The sequence below is a fragment of the Cupriavidus sp. H19C3 genome (genome assembly GCF_049393815.1).
In the GTDB taxonomy this organism is placed as follows: domain Bacteria; phylum Pseudomonadota; class Gammaproteobacteria; order Burkholderiales; family Burkholderiaceae; genus Cupriavidus.
This window is the reverse complement of record NZ_CP184985.1, coordinates 1-15936: the sequence shown is the minus strand read 5'-3', so window position 1 is coordinate 15936 and position 15936 is coordinate 1. Positions and strand designations below refer to the sequence as shown.

Sequence of the window (15936 nt, the reverse complement as noted above, 5' to 3'; positions counted from 1 at the left end):
GCCGCCGGCGCTCCGGGTGACCATCATGGCTCCCGGAGCGCCGGCAGTTCCGCTCAGATCTGCGGATTGATCTTCTGCACTGCCTTGTCGTGCAACTTGTTCAGCGCGGCCAGGTAGGCCTTGGCGGAGGCGGCGACGATATCGGGATCGGTGCCCACGCCGTTGACGATGCGGCCGGCCTTGGACAGGCGCACGGTTACCTCGCCCTGGGCCTGCGTGCCGGTGGTGATGGCGTTGACCGAATACAGCACCAGCTCGGCGCCGCTCGCGGCCTTGCCCTCGATCGCATGCAGCGTGGCATCGACCGGGCCATTGCCCTCGCCTTCGCCGGTATGTTCCTGGCCGTCCATGCTGAACACCACGCGCGCATGCGGACGTTCGCCGGTTTCCGAGCGCTGCGACAGCGAGATGAAGCGATAGTGCTCGTTGGCGGCATCGTGCGCCTCGTCGGAGACGATCGCGACAATGTCCTCGTCGAAGATCTCGGCCTTCTGGTCGGCCAGCTCCTTGAAGCGCGTAAAGGCGGCGTTGACCTCGGCCTCGCTCTCGAGCTCGATGCCAAGCTCCTGCAGGCGCTGCTTGAACGCGTTGCGGCCCGACAGCTTGCCGAGCACGATCTTGTTGGCGGTCCAGCCGACATCCTCCGCCCGCATGATCTCGTACGTGTCGCGCGCCTTGAGCACGCCGTCCTGGTGGATGCCCGAGGCATGGGCAAACGCATTGGCGCCCACCACGGCCTTGTTCGGCTGCACCACGAAGCCGGTGATCTGCGACACGAGCTTGGAGGCCGGCACGATCTGCGTGGTATCGATGCCAACGTCCATGTTGAAGTAGTCGCGGCGCGTCTTCACGGCCATCACCACTTCCTCGAGGCTGGTATTGCCGGCGCGCTCGCCCAGGCCGTTGATGGTGCACTCGATCTGGCGCGCGCCGCCAAGCTTGACCGCGGCAAGCGAGTTGGCCACGGCCATGCCGAGGTCGTTATGGCAGTGCACCGACCAGACCGCCTTGTCCGAATTCGGAATGCGCTCGCGCACCGAGCGGATCAGCTCCGCATAGCCTTCCGGCACCGCATAGCCCACCGTATCGGGCAGGTTGATGGTGGTGGCGCCCTCGGCGATCACACCTTCGAGCACGCGGCACAGGAAGTCCATGTCCGAGCGGCTGCCGTCTTCGGGCGAGAACTCGATGTCGTCGGTGAACTGGCGCGCAAAGCGCACCGCCAGGCGCGCCTGCTCGTAAACCTGGTCCGGCGTCATGCGCAGCTTCTTCTCCATATGCAGCGCCGAAGTGGCGATGAACGTATGGATGCGGAACGAGTTGGCCGGCTTGAGCGCCTCGGCCGCGCGCGCGATGTCCTTGTCGTTGGCGCGGGCCAGCGAGCAGATCGTCGAGTCCTTGACCACCTGCGCGATCGAGCGGATCGCCTCGAAGTCGCCGTTGGAGCTCGCCGCAAAGCCGGCCTCGATCACGTCGACCTTCAGGCGCTCGAGCTGGCGGGCAATGCGGATCTTCTCCTCGCGCGTCATCGAGGCGCCCGGCGACTGTTCGCCGTCACGCAAGGTGGTGTCGAAAATGATGAGTTTGTCAGACATTTTGTGGAGCTCCTGGGCTGTTTTAGTCGCGTTGCGTGGATCTTGCCGCCCACCCATCCCTCACGCACGAGCAGTTTGCGACCCAATGCAAAACGCCCCGGCGTGCAAGGATGCAGGCCGGGGCGTTGGAAATTCCGTGGTTTCCGCGCTAGGGGTTTCTGGCTTCCCTTACCCTTAGCGCGCGCGCGTCCCGACCTGATGGCTTAGTAGGCCACCTAGCAGGGACAGGGCAACTGCCGAAGCAGCGCGTGCGAAAAGGGCTTGGCGCGAAATCATGTTGGCGACTATAGCCGGTTTGGCGAGGACGTGCAACACGCCAGCACCCCCCGCGTTGGCAATCCGGGGGCGACCCGCCGCCGCGTTCATCCTTGGGCGGCGGCTTCACCCTTCGGCGGCTTCACCCCTCGGCGGTTCAACCCTTAGGCGGAATACGCAGCTTCTGCCCCGGATAGATCTTGTCCGGATGCGACAGCATCGGCTTGTTGGCCTCGAAGATCCTGTTGTACTCGGCGCCATTGCCATACGCGGCCTGGGCAATCGCCCACAGCGTGTCACCTTTCACCACGGTGTGCCACTGCGATTCGCTCGACTCGGTATTGACCGACATCTTGTCCTCGACCTGCTCGACGCCTTCCACGTTGCCGCAGCACAGGACGATCTTCTCGCGCGTGGCCTGGTCGGGCGCCACGCCGAACACCGTGACCTTGCCCTGCGAACCATCCACCGTGACCGTCAGCCCGGTTGCGGACAGCCCCATCTGCTGGATATATGCCTCGATGGCATCGCCCGCCGCGCGGTTGGCGGCCTCGACCTTCTCGGCCGAGTTGTCGGCCTTGGCGGCTTCCTGGGCCGCCTTGGCCTCGCCCTTGCCGAACAGCTTTTCGCCTGCGTCCCTGATGAAATCGAACATGCCCATGACATCCTCCTGACGAAACGTGAGTGAATGCAATGCTGCGAATGTTCCCCCCGTCCCGCGCGCGGCACAGGGGGAGAAAAATCAGGAGGCGCTGTCGTTCGCTCGCGCCTTGCGCACGCCGCCGGGCTGGCCATGGATGGCGCGCCAGGCCCACAGCACGTAGCCCGAGATCGCATAGGCGATAAACAGGCCGAACAGTGCCACCGGCGGATCGGTCGACACCACCACGAACAGCACCAGCAGCAGCACCATCATGCCGAACGGCACGCGATAGCGCACGTCGAGCGCCTTGCCGCTGTAAAACGGCGCGTTGGAAACCATCGACAGGCCCGCATACATCGTGATGCCGAACGCGGCCCACGGCATCCACAGTTCCTTGACCGGCAGCTTGTTGTCGATGGCCAGCCAGATAAAGCCCGCGATCAGCGCGCCGGCAGCCGGGCTCGGCAGGCCCTGGAAGAAGCGCTTGTCCACCACGCCGATATTGGCGTTGAAACGCGCCAGCCGCAGCGCGGCGCAGGTGCAGTAGACGAACGCCGCGATCCAGCCCCACTTGCCAAGGTCGTGCAGGATCCATTCGTACATGACAAGCGCGGGCGCCACGCCAAACGACGTCATGTCCGACAACGAATCGTATTGCTCGCCAAACGCACTCTGCGTATTGGTGATGCGCGCCACGCGGCCGTCCATGCCGTCGAGCACCATCGCCGCGAAGATGGCGATGGCGGCCACGTCGAAGCGCATGTTCATCGCCTGCACGATGGCAAAGAACCCGGCGAACAAGGCGGCGGTGGTGAACGCATTGGGCAACAGGTAAATACCGCGCCGGCGCGGACGCACGTATTCGACGTCGTGCTCGTCGGCATCGTCGTCGTAGCCGGTATCGTTGCGCAGCTGGTTATGGCGAAACGGACGCAGGTGCGTCACGTTGCCATTGCTGACGCGCTTGTTGCGGCGATTGAAAGCCATGGCTTACCTGTGTTCGTCCAGTTCGGCGAGCACGGTCGACGACGCCGACACCTTCTCGCCGATGGTCACGCGCGGGCGCGCGTCAAGCGGCAGGTACACGTCCACGCGCGAGCCAAAGCGGATAAAGCCGTAGCGCTGCCCGCGCGCGAGCGTGTCGCCCACTTTGGTGTAGCACAGGATGCGGCGCGCCACCAGTCCGGCCACCTGTACCAGCGTAACGATCTGGCCATCGGAAGCACGGCGGATCACCACCGCGTTGCGCTCGTTCTCGATCGATGCCTTGTCGAGATCGGCGTTGACGAATTTGCCGGGGAAGTATTCGAGCTTCTCGACCTTGCCGTCCAGCGACGCGCGGTTCGAGTGCACGTTGAAGACGTTCATGAAGACGCTGATCTTGAGCGCCTCGCGGCCCGCATACGGGTCCTGCGTCTTTTCCACCGAGACGATGCGGCCGTCGGCCGGGGCCAGGATCGCGTTCGGTGCCGACGGAATCGGGCGCGGCGGATCGCGGAAGAACTGCAGCACGAACAGCGTCAGGATCCACAGCGGCAGCGCCCACCAGAAGCCCGCGCTGACATGGACCAGCAGCGAGATGACAAATGCGCCGGCCAGGAACGGCCAGCCTTCACGGGCGATCAGCGGATGAGGATAGTTCATGCAAACGTTGGTCAGAGGTTCAAGTCGCGACAGGATAACAAAAAGCCGCCCAGCCCCCGCCAAAATTACACCCTGAGACAGGTGTGGCGGCAGACTGGGCGGCATGGATCACCAGCACAAACCGGCGATCACGCGGCCAGCAGGCTTAGTTCTTCGACTGGTCGACCAGCTTGTTCTTGGCGATCCAGGGCATCATCGCGCGCAGCTTGGCACCCACTTCCTCGATCTGGTGCTCGGCCGTCAGGCGGCGGCGCGAGATCAGGGTCGGTGCGCCGGCCTTGTTCTCGAGCAGGAAGCTCTTGGCGTACTCGCCGGTCTGGATGTCCTTCAGGCACTGCTGCATGGCCTTCTTGGTCTCTTCCGTCACGACGCGCGGGCCGGTGACGTACTCGCCATACTCGGCGTTGTTCGAGATCGAGTAGTTCATGTTGGCGATGCCGCCTTCGTAGATCAGGTCGACGATCAGCTTCAGTTCGTGCAGGCACTCGAAGTAGGCCATTTCCGGCGCGTAGCCCGCTTCCACCAGCGTCTCGAAGCCAGCCTTGATCAGCTCGACGGTACCGCCGCACAGCACGGCCTGCTCGCCGAACAGGTCGGTTTCGGTTTCTTCGCGGAAGTTGGTTTCGATGATGCCGGCACGGCCGCCGCCGTTGGCGGTGGCGTACGACAGCGCGATGTCGCGGGCCGAGCCGGACTTGTTCTGGTGCACGGCGATCAGGTGCGGCACGCCGCCGCCCTGCGCGTACGTCGAGCGCACGGTGTGGCCCGGGGCCTTCGGCGCGATCATGATCACGTCCAGGTCGGCACGCGGGATCACGGCACCGTAGTGCACATTGAAGCCGTGGGCGAAGGCCAGCGCGGCGCCTTCCTTGATGTTGGCGTGCACTTCGTTCTTGTACACGTCGGCGATCTGCTCGTCCGGCAGCAGAATCATGACCACGTCGGCGCCCTTGACGGCTTCGGCCACTTCCTTGACCTGCAGGCCGGCGTTGACGGCCTTGTTCCACGACGCACCGCTCTTGCGCAGACCCACCGTCACGTTCACGCCCGAATCCTTCAGGTTCAGCGCGTGGGCGTGGCCTTGCGAGCCGTAGCCGATGATGGTGACGTTCTTGCCCTTGATCAGGGAGAGGTCCGCGTCCTTGTCGTAAAACACTTTCATGATGGTTCCTTCAATTGCTTTGATCTGGGTATGAGTGAGGCGGCATCTGCGGCGCGCGCATCGTTCGCGCTACCGGGTCGCACCGCCGGGGATACTGCGTGGCGGCCTGCTGGCGAAACCGCGCCAGGGGCCGCCGCTGCCGGGGGCGCCGGTCAGACCTTCAGGATGCGCTCGCCACGGCCGATGCCGGAGCCGCCCGTGCGGACGGTTTCCAGGATCGCCGTGCGATCGATCGCATCGAGGAACGCATCCAGCTTGCCGCCGTTGCCGGTCAGCTCGATGGTGTACGTCTTCTCGGTCACGTCGATGATGCGGCCGCGGAAGATGTCGGCGGTGCGTTTCATCTCCTCGCGTTCCTTGCCGACCGCGCGCACCTTCACGAGCATCAGCTCGCGCTCGATGTGCGCGCCTTCGGTCAGGTCCACCACCTTGACCACTTCCACCAGCCGGTTCAGGTGCTTGGTGATCTGCTCGATCACGTCGTCCGAACCGGTGGTGACGATGGTCATGCGCGATAACGACGCATCCTCGGTGGGCGCCACCGTCAGCGTCTCGATGTTGTAGCCACGGGCCGAGAACAGGCCCACCACGCGCGACAGCGCGCCGGGTTCGTTCTCGAGCAGAACCGAAATGATGTGTCGCATTTACAGGTCCTCCGAGCCGAGCAGCATTTCGGAGATCCCCTTGCCGGCCTGAACCATCGGCCACACGTTTTCGGTGGGATCGGTCTGGAAGTCCAGGAACACGGTACGGTCCTTCAGGCGGAACGCCTCGCGCAGCGCCGGTTCCACGTCCGCGGCGCGCTCCACGCGCATGCCGACATGACCGAACGACTCCGCCAGCTTGACGAAATCGGGCAGCGCATCCATGTAGGAGTGCGAGTAACGGTTGTCGTACTCGATCTCCTGCCACTGGCGCACCATGCCCAGATAGCCGTTGTTGAGCGAGCAGATCTTGACGGGCGTGTCGTACTGCTTGCAGGTCGACAGCTCCTGGATGCACATCTGGATCGAGCCCTCACCGGTGATGGTGACGACCTCCTTCTCCGGAAACGCCTTCTTGATGCCCATCGCGTACGGCAGGCCGACGCCCATGGTGCCGAGGCCACCCGAGTTGATCCAGCGGCGCGGCTCGTCGAACTTGTAGAACTGCGCGGCCCACATCTGGTGCTGGCCGACGTCGGAGCAGATGTACGCATCGCCCTTGGTCAATTCCCAGATCTTTTCCACCACGTATTGCGGCTTGATGATCTCGCTGTGGCGGTCGTACTTGAGGCAGTCCACCGAGCGCCATTGCTCGATCTGGTCCCACCACTTCGCGAGCGCCTCGCGCCTGGGCTTGACGTCGCTGGCCTGCAGCTGGGCGATCAGCTCCTGCAGCACATCCTTGACGTTGCCGACGATGGGGATGTCCACCTTGACGCGCTTGGAGATCGACGACGGATCGATATCGATATGGATGATCTTGCGTGCCTGCGCCGTGAAGTGCGCGGGGTTGCCGATCACGCGGTCGTCGAAGCGCGCGCCGATGGCGATCAGCACGTCGCAGTTCTGCATCGCCATGTTGGCTTCGTACGTGCCGTGCATGCCAAGCATGCCGAGGAACTGCTTGCTCGTGCCCGGGAACGCGCCAAGGCCCATCAGGGTGTTGGTGACGGGATGGCCGGTGATGGCCGCGAGCTGGCGCAGCTCGTCGCTGGCATTGGCCAGTACCACGCCGCCGCCCGTGTAGATGTACGGACGCTCGGCCTGCTGCAGCAGTGCCACGGCCTTGCGGATCTGGCCCGCGTGGCCCTTGTTGACCGGGTTGTACGAACGCATGTCGATGGTCTTCGGATACTCGAAGCGGCATGCGTTGCGCGAAACGTCCTTCGGAATGTCGACCACCACCGGGCCGGGACGGCCGGTGGACGCGATGAAGAACGCCTTCTTGATGGTCGCGGCCAGGTCACGCACGTCCTTCACGAGGAAGTTGTGCTTGACGATCGGACGCGTGATACCGACGGTATCGCATTCCTGGAAGGCATCCTGGCCGATCGCATGGGTCGGCACGTTGCCGGTGATGACCACCAGCGGGATCGAATCCAGGTACGCGGTGGCGATGCCCGTGACGGCGTTGGTCACGCCGGGACCCGAGGTCACCAGGGCCACGCCCACCTTGCCGGTCGCGCGCGCATAGCCGTCCGCGGCATGCACCGCGGCCTGCTCGTGGCGGACCAGGATGTGTTCGAACTTCGTCTGCTTGTGGAGCTCGTCGTAGATATACAGCACGGCGCCGCCGGGGTAACCCCAGACGTATTCGACGCCTTCTTCGGCGAGTGCATGGACGAGGATTTCCGCGCCGATCATTTCGGGTGCGGAGGATGCGTTGCTGTCTGCGTGGGAGAAATCCGCGCTGGGCATGTTCATTTCAGTCCTTTGCAATTTTCGGCAAAAAATTGTTTGGATGCTCTCTGCCGGGCTTGTGGCTCGGGTTCAAGCGGTGCGCGTCTGCATGGAAGACCGCCTCATAAGCGGTCAAATGAGACAACCACTGATGTCGTGAACCGACGATGATACTGCAATGCACCAGCGCGGTCTACGATCTTCTGGCATCACCCGGGCGGGGGATGCCACAACCGTGCCTGCCGGCAACCCGCCATGTCTGCATCGCCATACAGCAGTGGTCACACTCACGTGTTTTTTGCTAGGATCGCAGGCATTTTGGTATTGCGGCGGGGCGCGCAAAGCACTTCTGGTCGCCATGCCGTCCGCAGCAAGCCGTTATTCCGCCCGCAACTCGCCTGCATGGCCACCGACCAGGAACTCTCCGATTTTCTCGCCAGCGTCGAGCGACGGGCGTTCAAGCAGGCCGTATTCGCGGTGCGGGACGACGAGGCCGCGCTCGATATCGTGCAGGATGCGATGATCAAGCTCGCCGAGAAATACGGCGACAAGAGCGCCGCCGAACTGCCTCCGCTGTTCCAGCGTATCCTCCAGAACACCATTCACGACTGGTTCCGGCGCCAGAAGGTGCGCAATACGTGGGTGACGCTGTTCTCGAACCTGCGCGACGACCGCGAAGGCGACGATAATGACCTGCTCGACACCCTCGAGGCGCAGGCCGGCTCCCAATCAGCCGAAAGCAGTGCCGACAAGGTGGAGCGGGCCCAGGTCATGCACATCATCGAACAGGAAATCCAGCGCCTGCCGACGCGTCAACGTGAAGCTTTTCTGATGCGTTACTGGGAGGACATGGACGTGGCCGAGACCGCCGCCGTGATGGGCTGTTCCGAAGGCAGCGTCAAGACGCACTGTTCCCGTGCAACGCATACCCTGGCGCAAGCGCTGCGCGCGCGAGGGGTCCGACTATGAGCAGAAACGAAAGAGATATCCAGGAACGCCGCCTGGCGCGCGACATCCGCTCGGCACTCGATGCCTCCGCGGACGCGGTGCCGGCCGACATCGCCGAACGGCTCGCCGCCGGGCGCCGTATCGCGCTTGCCCGCAAGAAAGCGGAGGCGCCCGTGCGCGTGCCGCAGTTCGCGACACAGGGGGGCATACCGCTGTCCGACCTGGACGACGATACCCCGCTGCACCGTGCCGGTGCCTGGCTGCGCAAGCTGGCGCTGGTATGGCTGCTGATCGTGCTGGTGGGTGGCCTGGCCGGCATCTACCACTGGCAGAAGCAGCAACGCGTGGAGGAACTGGCGGACGTCGATGCCGCCATGCTGCTTGACGACCTGCCGCCGCAGGCCTACGCCGACCAGGGCTTCCACGTGTTCCTCAAGCGCGGACAATAGGATGGCGCGTACGCAAGATCGTCCCGACGCGCTCGCCCGCCAGCTCGCCCGCCGGCTCCCCGACCAGCTCGGCCGCCTGTTGCTGGCCGTGCTGGCCGCGCTGGGCTGCGCCGCCCTGCCCGCCGTCCATGCCCAGGGGCAGGCCCCTGGCGCCCCCGCCACCCGCGCAGCCCCTGTCACCGCTCCGGCCACAGCAGTGAATGCTCACCCCACGTGGAACGAGCTGTCGCCCGCGCACCAACGCATCCTGGCACCGCTGCAGCCGCTGTGGAACACGATGCCCGAGCTCAACCGCCACAAGTGGCTGCGCATCGCCGAGCGCTACCCGAAGTATTCGCACCAGAACCAGGAGCGTCTGCAGGCGCGCATGGCCGAATGGGTGCGGATGACGCCCCAGCAACGCCGGCTGGCGAGGGAGAACTACCAGATCACGCGCTCGCTGCCGCCCGAGACGAAGGCGGAGGCGTGGCAACGCTACCAGCAGCTATCGGACGAACAGAAGAAGAAGCTCGCCGCCGCCGACAAGGTACCGCGCCGTCCGGGAGCGGTCAGTGCGCTGCCGTCCGGCAAGCACCTGCCTCCCGATACCTCGCGTCAGATCCGTGGCACCCGGAAGACCGCCGCACCGGCCACCGCAGCGGCCGTTACGGCCAATGCCGCTGGTACGGCGGCGCCGGCCCTGGCCGCTACCGCCGCTACCGCTACCTCTACCGCCGCGGCATCTGCGGCATCCGCGCCCTCCGCCGCCAGCGCGCCGCTTGCCGCCCCGGCATCGGCCAGCACCATGGCGCCGGCGGCGCCCTTGCCAGCCTCCACCGTGGTCTCGCCACCCGCGGCCACGGCCCCGCTCGCGCCGCCTGTGACGGGCGAAGCGTCGACCGACTTTCCGGTCGCCGCCCCAGCCGAGAGTCGCTGAGCGCGGCCGTGCCTCGCCGCTCCGCGTCACTGCGGGCGGCGATGCCGCGCGCCGCCCGCCGCCAGCACGCCCGCTTCCCCTGCCTCCGGCTGGGATGTGCGTGAGCCCGATGGCATAATCCGCCCATGCCCGCCACCACCGCCCCTCACGTTCCCATCGCCGACGCCGCGCGCACGCCGACCTTACGCCGGCGCGTGACCTGCATGCTCTATGAGGGCGTGCTGCTGTTCGGCGTGCTGATGGCCTCCACCGCGCTGTATGTGCTCGCGCGTCCCGTGCTGCGCCAGTTCGGGCTCGACAACCTCTACGTGGGCCAGGTCTGGAACTTCGTCGTGCTGGCCGGCTATTTCACGTGGTTCTGGCAACGGACGGGGCAGACCCTGGCGATGCAGACCTGGCGCATTCGCCTGGAGACCACCGCGGGGGTGCCGCCGCGCTGGCCGCGCGCGCTGCTGCGCTTTCTGCTGGCGTGGCTATGGCTGCCGCCCGCGGCAGTGGTCGGCCATGCGCTGGGCCTGGTCAAGGGGCCGTTCGTGGCGACGCTGGTGGTTGGCCTGCTGATCTGGGTTTCGCTGGCGTGGCTCGACCCGCGCCGACAGTTTCTGCACGATCGCCTGGCCGGCACCCGCCTGACCGACCTGCGCCCGGCGGCGGCTCCGCGGCGCCCATGAGCCTGACGGCGGCCGCCCTGCGCAGAGTGGCCGTGGCGGTCCAGGCGGCCGCCGCGTACGGTGTGGCGGCCGTGCTGGCGTGGCAGGCCGGATGGCCATGGCCGCTGGCGTTGCTCGCTGGCGCGGTGGTGGTGCTGACCGTGTTCTGCGCCTCGATCGCGCTGGCCTTTGCCGCCACGCTTGGCGGCTTTCGCGTGCACGCACACGACCGCCCCACGCCCCCGCCGGGGCCGCCGCGACCATCGCTCGGGCTTGCCGGCGCGCTGGCATGCTACCTCCACGAGTGCCGCGCGGTGTTCCGCATGTTCAACTGGCTGCAACCGTTCCGCTCGCGCCTGCAGTTCACCGCGCCGGCGGCGGGCTCGACGGCCACGGTCGCGGCACCACCGGCACCGGCCGCATCTACGTCGGCATCCACGTCGGCATCCGCGTTGGGGCCCTCAGCGGCTTCAGCGACGTCAGCCAGCGCCCCCTCGTCGGGCCGGGACCGTACCGGACCGGACGTGCTGCTGGTGCACGGCTACGGTTGCAACCACGCGGTGTGGCTCGACTTCGCGCCGCATCTCGCGGCGGCGGGCTATCGGTGCGAAGGCATCGATCTCGAGCCCGTGCTCGGCGATATCGATGGCTATGCGTCCATGCTGCTGGACCGCATGCGCGAGATGGCCGGGCGCGGCGGCCAGCCGCCGTTGCTGGTGTGCCACAGCATGGGCGGACTCGCCGCGCGCGCGGCACAGGTACTTGGCGGCGAGGCCGCGTCCTGCACCGGCATCGTCACGCTCGGCAGCCCGCATCACGGCTGCGCGCTCGCGCGCTTCGGCAGCGGCCACAACGCGCGCCAGATGCGTTGCGGCAGCCGCTGGCTGCACGCGCTCGCCGCTGCCGAAACGCCGGCCCAGCGCGCGCGGATCGTGTCGGTGTTCAGCTGGCACGACTCCATCGCCGGCCCCGCCGGCACCTCTTGGCTCGACGGCGCGCGCCATATCCCGCTTGCCGGCATCGGCCATGTCTCGCTACTGCGACATCCGCGCGCGATCGCCGCCACGCTCGATGCGCTGGCCGCATTGCAAGCGCCCACTGCGCAGCCGGCGCGCATGGCCCGGCCGGCAATCTTCATATGACATTCATGTTTCCGTCACGGTCCCGTCATGCGGCACAGGCCCAATGCAGCCATCGCCGATACCGGGGCCGCCATGGTTCAAGCAATCCGATTTGCCCGCGGACGTCTGTCGAGGGCCGCGCAACGCCTGCGCGGCAAACCTGACGCGACGCTCAGCCTGACCGCCGCGCTCGCGGCCTACATGCCGCCCGCGTCGGAACCTGCTCCCTCCGCCGCCGTACCGGCCCCCTCCCACCACGATACCGCCGGCGCGCAGCCACCCCACACCGCCACCCCTCCCGTCAACCGCTACCGCGCGATCTGGCTGTCCGACATCCACCTCGGCACGCCGGGATGCCAGGCCACCTACCTGCTGGACTTCCTCAAGCACAACGAGTCCGACCAGCTCTACCTGGTGGGCGACATCATCGACGGCTGGCAACTGAAGCGCGGCTGGTACTGGCCGCAAAGCCACAACGACGTGGTGCAGAAGCTGCTGCGCAAGGCACGCAAGGGGACCGACGTGATCTACGTCCCCGGCAATCACGACGAGGTGGCGCGCCAGTTCAACGGCATGGCCTTTGGCGACATCGTGGTGCGCGAGGATGCCATCCACGTGACCGCCACCGGCCGCCGCCTGTGGGTCGTGCATGGCGACCTGTTCGACGGCGTGGTGCAGCACGCGCGCTGGCTGGCGTACCTCGGCGACTCGCTCTATACGTTCATCCTCGCCGTGAACCGCCACTTCAACCGCGTGCGCACGCGGCTCGGCTTCGAGTACTGGTCGCTTTCGCAATACCTCAAGCACCAGGTGAAGAATGCGGTGAACTTCATCAACTCGTTCGAGCACGCGATGGTCGAGGAAGCGCGCCGGCGCGGCTGCGACGGCGTGGTCTGCGGGCATATCCACAAGGCCGAGATCCGCGAGGTGGACGGCCAGCTCTACTGCAACGACGGCGACTGGGTGGAAAGCCTGTCGGCGCTGGTCGAGACCATGGAAGGCGAACTGAAGATCGTCTACTGGACCACGCTGCTCGATCCGCCCGCCCCCGCGGCGCGGCGTCGACGCCGGACTGCCGCCACCGCTGCCGCCGCTGCCGTGGAAGGCTGACATGCCCACGCACGCGGCGGGACCGGCCGGCACGGCGGCCTCACCGCCCACCCCGCCACACCTGCCACACCTGCCACACCTGCCACCAGAGGGCGCATGCCGCCAAGGAGATCGAATGAGAGTCCTGATCGTTACCGATGCATGGGAACCGCAGGTCAACGGCGTGGTCCGCACGCTCAAGTCGACGCGCCGCGAACTCGAGGCGATGGGCCACACCGTGGACCTGCTGACCCCGCTTGAATTCCAGACCATTCCGTGCCCGACCTATCCGGAAATCCGCCTGTCGCTGTTTCCGGGCGGCAAGGTCCGCCGCCGCATCGACGGCTTCCGCCCCGACGCGCTCCATATCGCCACCGAGGGCCCGCTCGGCATCGCCGCGCGCGCCTATGCCATCCGCCACGGTCTGCCCTTTACCACCGCCTATCACACGCGCTTTCCGGAGTACGTGCAGGCCCGCTTCGCGATTCCGCTCGCCTGGACCTATCGCTTCCTGCGCTGGTTTCATGGCCCCGCGCGCGCGGTGATGGCGCCGACGCCGGTGGTGCTCGATGACCTGCGCAAATACGGCATTACGCACGGCGTGCTATGGACACGGGGCGTCGACCTCGATGTCTTTACCGCAGCGCGCGCCAACATGCTCAACACCGCCCACCCGATCTTCCTGTACGTGGGCCGCGTGGCGGTGGAGAAGAATGTCGAGGCGTTCGTGCAGCTCGACCTGCCCGGCTCCAAGTGGGTGGTCGGCGATGGCCCGGCTCTGGCCGGCCTCAAGGCGCGCTACCCCAACGTGAACTACCTCGGCGTGCTCGAGCAGCCGGACCTGGCCAGAGTGTATGCTTCCGCAGATGTGTTCGTGTTTCCGAGCCGCACCGACACCTTTGGCCTGGTCCTGCTCGAAGCACTGGCGAGCGGCCTGCCGGTGGCGGCCTATCCGGTCACCGGCCCGATCGACGTGCTTGGCGACAGCCCGGCCGGCGTGATGCACGAAGACCTGCGCGAAGCCTGCCTGGAAGCGCTGCGCATCGACCGCGCCACCGCGCGCGCGCATGCCGAGCGCTTTTCGTGGCGGGCCGCGTCCGAGCAGTTCCTGGCCCACCTGCGTCCGCTCCCCGCCGCCGGTGGCGGTTCCGCCGTATCCGCGTCGCACGATCATGCCCAAACCCCGTCCCATGCTGCCCACCGAACCGCCGCTGCACCGCCCGCCGAACCCCGCCCGGGGGTCGGCCGAACCGGAGAGTGATTACTCGATCGAGCAGAATCCGCACAAGGGCAATCGCGGCCTGACGCGCGCCTGGCATGCGGCCATCAATTCGCTGTCGGGCCTGCGTTACGCGGTGCTGGAGGAGAGCGCGTTCCGGCAGGAACTGACGCTGTTCGTGATTCTCGCGCCGTGCGCGTTCCTGTTGCCGGCCACCGTCGTGGAACGGATCCTGCTGCTCGGCACGCTGTTCCTGGTGCTGATCGTCGAGCTGCTGAACTCCAGCGTCGAGGCCGCGGTAGACCGCATCTCGCTGGAACGGCACAGTCTGGCCAAGCGCGCCAAGGACTTTGGCAGCGCCGCGGTCATGCTGGCGCTGATCCTGTGCCTGGGGACGTGGCTGGCGATTGGCGGACCGCCGGTGGCACGGTGGCTTGCGCAGTGGATCGCGGGCTAGGTTCGCATCCGCTTGGCGCCGCGTTCGCGCGGGGCCACCGACGACGCAAACCCTAGGTCTGGTCGCGCGCTTCCTGCCATTTGTCGACCCGCACGCGCGGCGCCGCGGCAAGCTTGCCCAGCAACCCGTCGGCTGTATCGGCCACGTGCAGCAGATCGGCGTGCACGGGCTTGAGAAAGCCCTCGTGCACGGCATGCGAGAGAAAGCCGAGCATGCCGTCGTAGAAACCGGCCACGTTGAGCAGCCCCACGGGCTTGTCGTGATAGCCGAGCTGCAGCCAGGTGAAGGTCTCGAACAGTTCCTCGAACGTGCCGACGCCGCCCGGCAAGGCGATAAAGGCATCGGCACGGTCCGCCATCATCTGCTTGCGCTCGTGCATGTTGCGCACCACGTGCAGCTCGGTCAGGCCGCGATGGCCGACTTCCTTCTGCATCAGCGCGTCCGGAATCACGCCCACTACCGTGCCACCATGCGCGAGCACGCTGTCGGCCACGATACCCATGAGGCCGACCTTGCCGCCGCCGTACACCAGCGCCAGGCCGCGCGCGGCCAGCGTGCGGCCGAGCAGCGCGGCGGCCTCGGCGTATTCGGGACGGTTGCCAGGGCTGGAACCGCAATAGACGCAGACAGATTTCACTTGTTGTCCTTGGCCGCCTGGGCCCGTTCCGCTTCCGCCTTGGCGGTGGCGTACTCGCGCGCAAGCTGGTCGAACGCCTCGCGTGCCTTGCCACGCAGGTATGGCGCGAGGATCGAGAAGATGTGATAGCTGGAGCCGTGCAGATATCCGCGGATCTGTTCGGCATCGTTGTACTGGCGCGGATGCTGCACGAACTGGAACGACAGCCAGTAAGTGGCGATCACCACGATGTTGGTGCAGACCGCCTCCACCTGTTCCGGCGTGGCCTCCATGTCGCCGTCTTCCTGGAACTGGCGGCAGATCTCGAGCGCGAACCGCTTCTTCTGGTCGACGATGCGCTTGAAGTTGGTCTCCAGCATGCGGTTGCGCGCCAGCAGATCGTTGATGTCGCGATAAAGGAAGCGGTAATTCCACAGGAATTCCGACATGTACTGCAGGTAGCCCCAGCTTTCGCCGAGCGTGGCCTTGTGGTCGTCGGGCAGCTTGAGGCGCCGTTCCATCTCCTGCTCGAAGCGCACGAAGATGGAATTGATGATGTCGTCCTTGTTGCGGAAGTGATAGTAGAGATTGCCGGGGCTGATCTCCATGGCCTCCGCGATGGTCGTCGTGGTGACGTTGGGCTCGCCCAGTTCATTGAACAGGCGCAGCGAGACATCGAGGATACGGTCGCGCGTGCGACGCGGACCGGTTTGGGGCTTGGCTTCCATGGCAGGCGAGGATCCTGGGTTCGGCTGGTCTGGAATTGTAAGCCATCGCCGTCGGCGCGA

General features: G+C 66.3%; 17 protein-coding genes. 8 read left to right on the top strand and 9 right to left on the bottom strand.

Going from position 1 to position 15936, the window contains the following annotated elements; all coding sequences use genetic code 11:
- Positions 1-53 precede the first annotated feature (53 nt).
- The 7 genes from DFLDMN_RS00085 to DFLDMN_RS00055 form a co-directional block, all read right to left on the bottom strand.
- Positions 54-1595 (bottom strand): 2-isopropylmalate synthase, encoded by a 1542-nt coding sequence (locus DFLDMN_RS00085; protein ID WP_423196513.1) that lies wholly within the window; start codon positions 1593-1595, stop codon positions 54-56.
- Between the two features lie 412 nt (positions 1596-2007).
- Positions 2008-2511: a peptidoglycan-binding protein LysM gene (gene lysM / locus DFLDMN_RS00080; RefSeq protein WP_423196512.1), complete on the bottom strand. Its 504-nt coding sequence runs from the start codon at positions 2509-2511 to the stop codon at positions 2008-2010.
- Between the two features lie 81 nt (positions 2512-2592).
- Complete coding sequence (pssA, locus tag DFLDMN_RS00075; RefSeq protein ID WP_423196511.1) at positions 2593-3480, bottom strand: CDP-diacylglycerol--serine O-phosphatidyltransferase; 888 nt, start codon at positions 3478-3480, stop codon at positions 2593-2595.
- 3 nt (positions 3481-3483) lie between these two features.
- Complete coding sequence (locus tag DFLDMN_RS00070; protein WP_423196510.1) at positions 3484-4137, bottom strand: phosphatidylserine decarboxylase; 654 nt, start codon at positions 4135-4137, stop codon at positions 3484-3486.
- A gap of 145 nt (positions 4138-4282) precedes the next feature.
- On the bottom strand, positions 4283-5299 hold the full coding sequence (gene ilvC / locus DFLDMN_RS00065) for a ketol-acid reductoisomerase (RefSeq protein WP_423196509.1): 1017 nt from the start codon (positions 5297-5299) through the stop codon (positions 4283-4285).
- 152 nt (positions 5300-5451) lie between these two features.
- On the bottom strand, positions 5452-5943 hold the full coding sequence (ilvN, locus tag DFLDMN_RS00060; protein WP_008643328.1) for an acetolactate synthase small subunit: 492 nt from the start codon (positions 5941-5943) through the stop codon (positions 5452-5454).
- A complete protein-coding gene (locus DFLDMN_RS00055) occupies positions 5944-7707 on the bottom strand; it encodes an acetolactate synthase 3 catalytic subunit (protein ID WP_423196508.1) in 1764 nt (587 codons plus the stop codon).
- 378 nt (positions 7708-8085) lie between these two features.
- Between DFLDMN_RS00055 and DFLDMN_RS00050 the strand changes: the two genes are divergently transcribed.
- The 8 genes from DFLDMN_RS00050 to DFLDMN_RS00015 all read left to right on the top strand — a co-directional run bounded on the left by DFLDMN_RS00050 (position 8086) and on the right by DFLDMN_RS00015 (position 14532).
- Positions 8086-8652 (top strand): RNA polymerase sigma factor, encoded by a 567-nt coding sequence (locus tag DFLDMN_RS00050; protein WP_423198486.1) that lies wholly within the window; start codon positions 8086-8088, stop codon positions 8650-8652.
- Entirely contained in the window at positions 8649-9080 is a 432-nt protein-coding gene (locus tag DFLDMN_RS00045) for a DUF3619 family protein (RefSeq protein ID WP_423196507.1), read from the top strand. The genes DFLDMN_RS00050 and DFLDMN_RS00045 overlap by 4 nt, the downstream gene beginning before the upstream one ends.
- Before the next feature lies 1 nt (position 9081).
- Positions 9082-9996: a DUF3106 domain-containing protein gene (locus DFLDMN_RS00040; protein ID WP_423196506.1), complete on the top strand. Its 915-nt coding sequence runs from the start codon at positions 9082-9084 to the stop codon at positions 9994-9996.
- 125 nt (positions 9997-10121) lie between these two features.
- Complete coding sequence (locus DFLDMN_RS00035; protein ID WP_423196505.1) at positions 10122-10667, top strand: RDD family protein; 546 nt, start codon at positions 10122-10124, stop codon at positions 10665-10667.
- Entirely contained in the window at positions 10664-11788 is a 1125-nt protein-coding gene (locus DFLDMN_RS00030) for an esterase/lipase family protein (protein ID WP_423196504.1), read from the top strand. The genes DFLDMN_RS00035 and DFLDMN_RS00030 overlap by 4 nt, the downstream gene beginning before the upstream one ends.
- Before the next feature lie 72 nt (positions 11789-11860).
- Positions 11861-12877: a UDP-2,3-diacylglucosamine diphosphatase gene (locus tag DFLDMN_RS00025; protein WP_423196503.1), complete on the top strand. Its 1017-nt coding sequence runs from the start codon at positions 11861-11863 to the stop codon at positions 12875-12877.
- Between the two features lie 115 nt (positions 12878-12992).
- Positions 12993-14117: a glycosyltransferase family 4 protein gene (locus tag DFLDMN_RS00020; protein ID WP_423196502.1), complete on the top strand. Its 1125-nt coding sequence runs from the start codon at positions 12993-12995 to the stop codon at positions 14115-14117.
- Entirely contained in the window at positions 14029-14532 is a 504-nt protein-coding gene (locus DFLDMN_RS00015) for a diacylglycerol kinase (protein ID WP_423196501.1), read from the top strand. The genes DFLDMN_RS00020 and DFLDMN_RS00015 overlap by 89 nt, the downstream gene beginning before the upstream one ends.
- A 52-nt stretch (positions 14533-14584) precedes the next feature.
- On the opposite strand, the gene DFLDMN_RS00010 is transcribed toward DFLDMN_RS00015, so the two are convergent.
- Entirely contained in the window at positions 14585-15169 is a 585-nt protein-coding gene (locus DFLDMN_RS00010; protein ID WP_423196500.1) for a TIGR00730 family Rossman fold protein, read from the bottom strand.
- The gene (locus DFLDMN_RS00005; protein ID WP_423196499.1) at positions 15166-15876 is read right to left on the bottom strand and encodes a TetR/AcrR family transcriptional regulator; all 711 of its coding nucleotides are present in this window, start codon (positions 15874-15876) and stop codon (positions 15166-15168) included. Before DFLDMN_RS00005 ends, DFLDMN_RS00010 begins: the two co-directional genes overlap by 4 nt.
- Positions 15877-15936 lie beyond the last annotated feature (60 nt).

Excerpts from the sequence above, each read along its gene's own strand:
- DFLDMN_RS00070 (WP_423196510.1), bottom strand. The coding sequence starts at position 4,137 with ATGAACTATCCTCATCCGCTGATCGCCCGTGAAGGCTGGCCGTTCCTG.
- DFLDMN_RS00030 (WP_423196504.1), top strand. The coding sequence starts at position 10,664 with ATGAGCCTGACGGCGGCCGCCCTGCGCAGAGTGGCCGTGGCGGTCCAG.
- DFLDMN_RS00015 (WP_423196501.1), top strand. The coding sequence starts at position 14,029 with ATGCCCAAACCCCGTCCCATGCTGCCCACCGAACCGCCGCTGCACCGC.
- DFLDMN_RS00035 (WP_423196505.1), top strand. The coding sequence starts at position 10,122 with ATGCCCGCCACCACCGCCCCTCACGTTCCCATCGCCGACGCCGCGCGC.
- DFLDMN_RS00005 (WP_423196499.1), bottom strand. The coding sequence starts at position 15,876 with ATGGAAGCCAAGCCCCAAACCGGTCCGCGTCGCACGCGCGACCGTATC.
- DFLDMN_RS00045 (WP_423196507.1), top strand. The coding sequence starts at position 8,649 with ATGAGCAGAAACGAAAGAGATATCCAGGAACGCCGCCTGGCGCGCGAC.
- DFLDMN_RS00050 (WP_423198486.1), top strand. The coding sequence starts at position 8,086 with ATGGCCACCGACCAGGAACTCTCCGATTTTCTCGCCAGCGTCGAGCGA.
- ilvN (WP_008643328.1), bottom strand. The coding sequence starts at position 5,943 with ATGCGACACATCATTTCGGTTCTGCTCGAGAACGAACCCGGCGCGCTG.
- DFLDMN_RS00040 (WP_423196506.1), top strand. The coding sequence starts at position 9,082 with ATGGCGCGTACGCAAGATCGTCCCGACGCGCTCGCCCGCCAGCTCGCC.
- DFLDMN_RS00020 (WP_423196502.1), top strand. The coding sequence starts at position 12,993 with ATGAGAGTCCTGATCGTTACCGATGCATGGGAACCGCAGGTCAACGGC.
- lysM (WP_423196512.1), bottom strand. The coding sequence starts at position 2,511 with ATGGGCATGTTCGATTTCATCAGGGACGCAGGCGAAAAGCTGTTCGGC.
- DFLDMN_RS00055 (WP_423196508.1), bottom strand. The coding sequence starts at position 7,707 with ATGAACATGCCCAGCGCGGATTTCTCCCACGCAGACAGCAACGCATCC.
- pssA (WP_423196511.1), bottom strand. The coding sequence starts at position 3,480 with ATGGCTTTCAATCGCCGCAACAAGCGCGTCAGCAATGGCAACGTGACG.
- DFLDMN_RS00085 (WP_423196513.1), bottom strand. The coding sequence starts at position 1,595 with ATGTCTGACAAACTCATCATTTTCGACACCACCTTGCGTGACGGCGAA.
- ilvC (WP_423196509.1), bottom strand. The coding sequence starts at position 5,299 with ATGAAAGTGTTTTACGACAAGGACGCGGACCTCTCCCTGATCAAGGGC.
- DFLDMN_RS00025 (WP_423196503.1), top strand. The coding sequence starts at position 11,861 with ATGGTTCAAGCAATCCGATTTGCCCGCGGACGTCTGTCGAGGGCCGCG.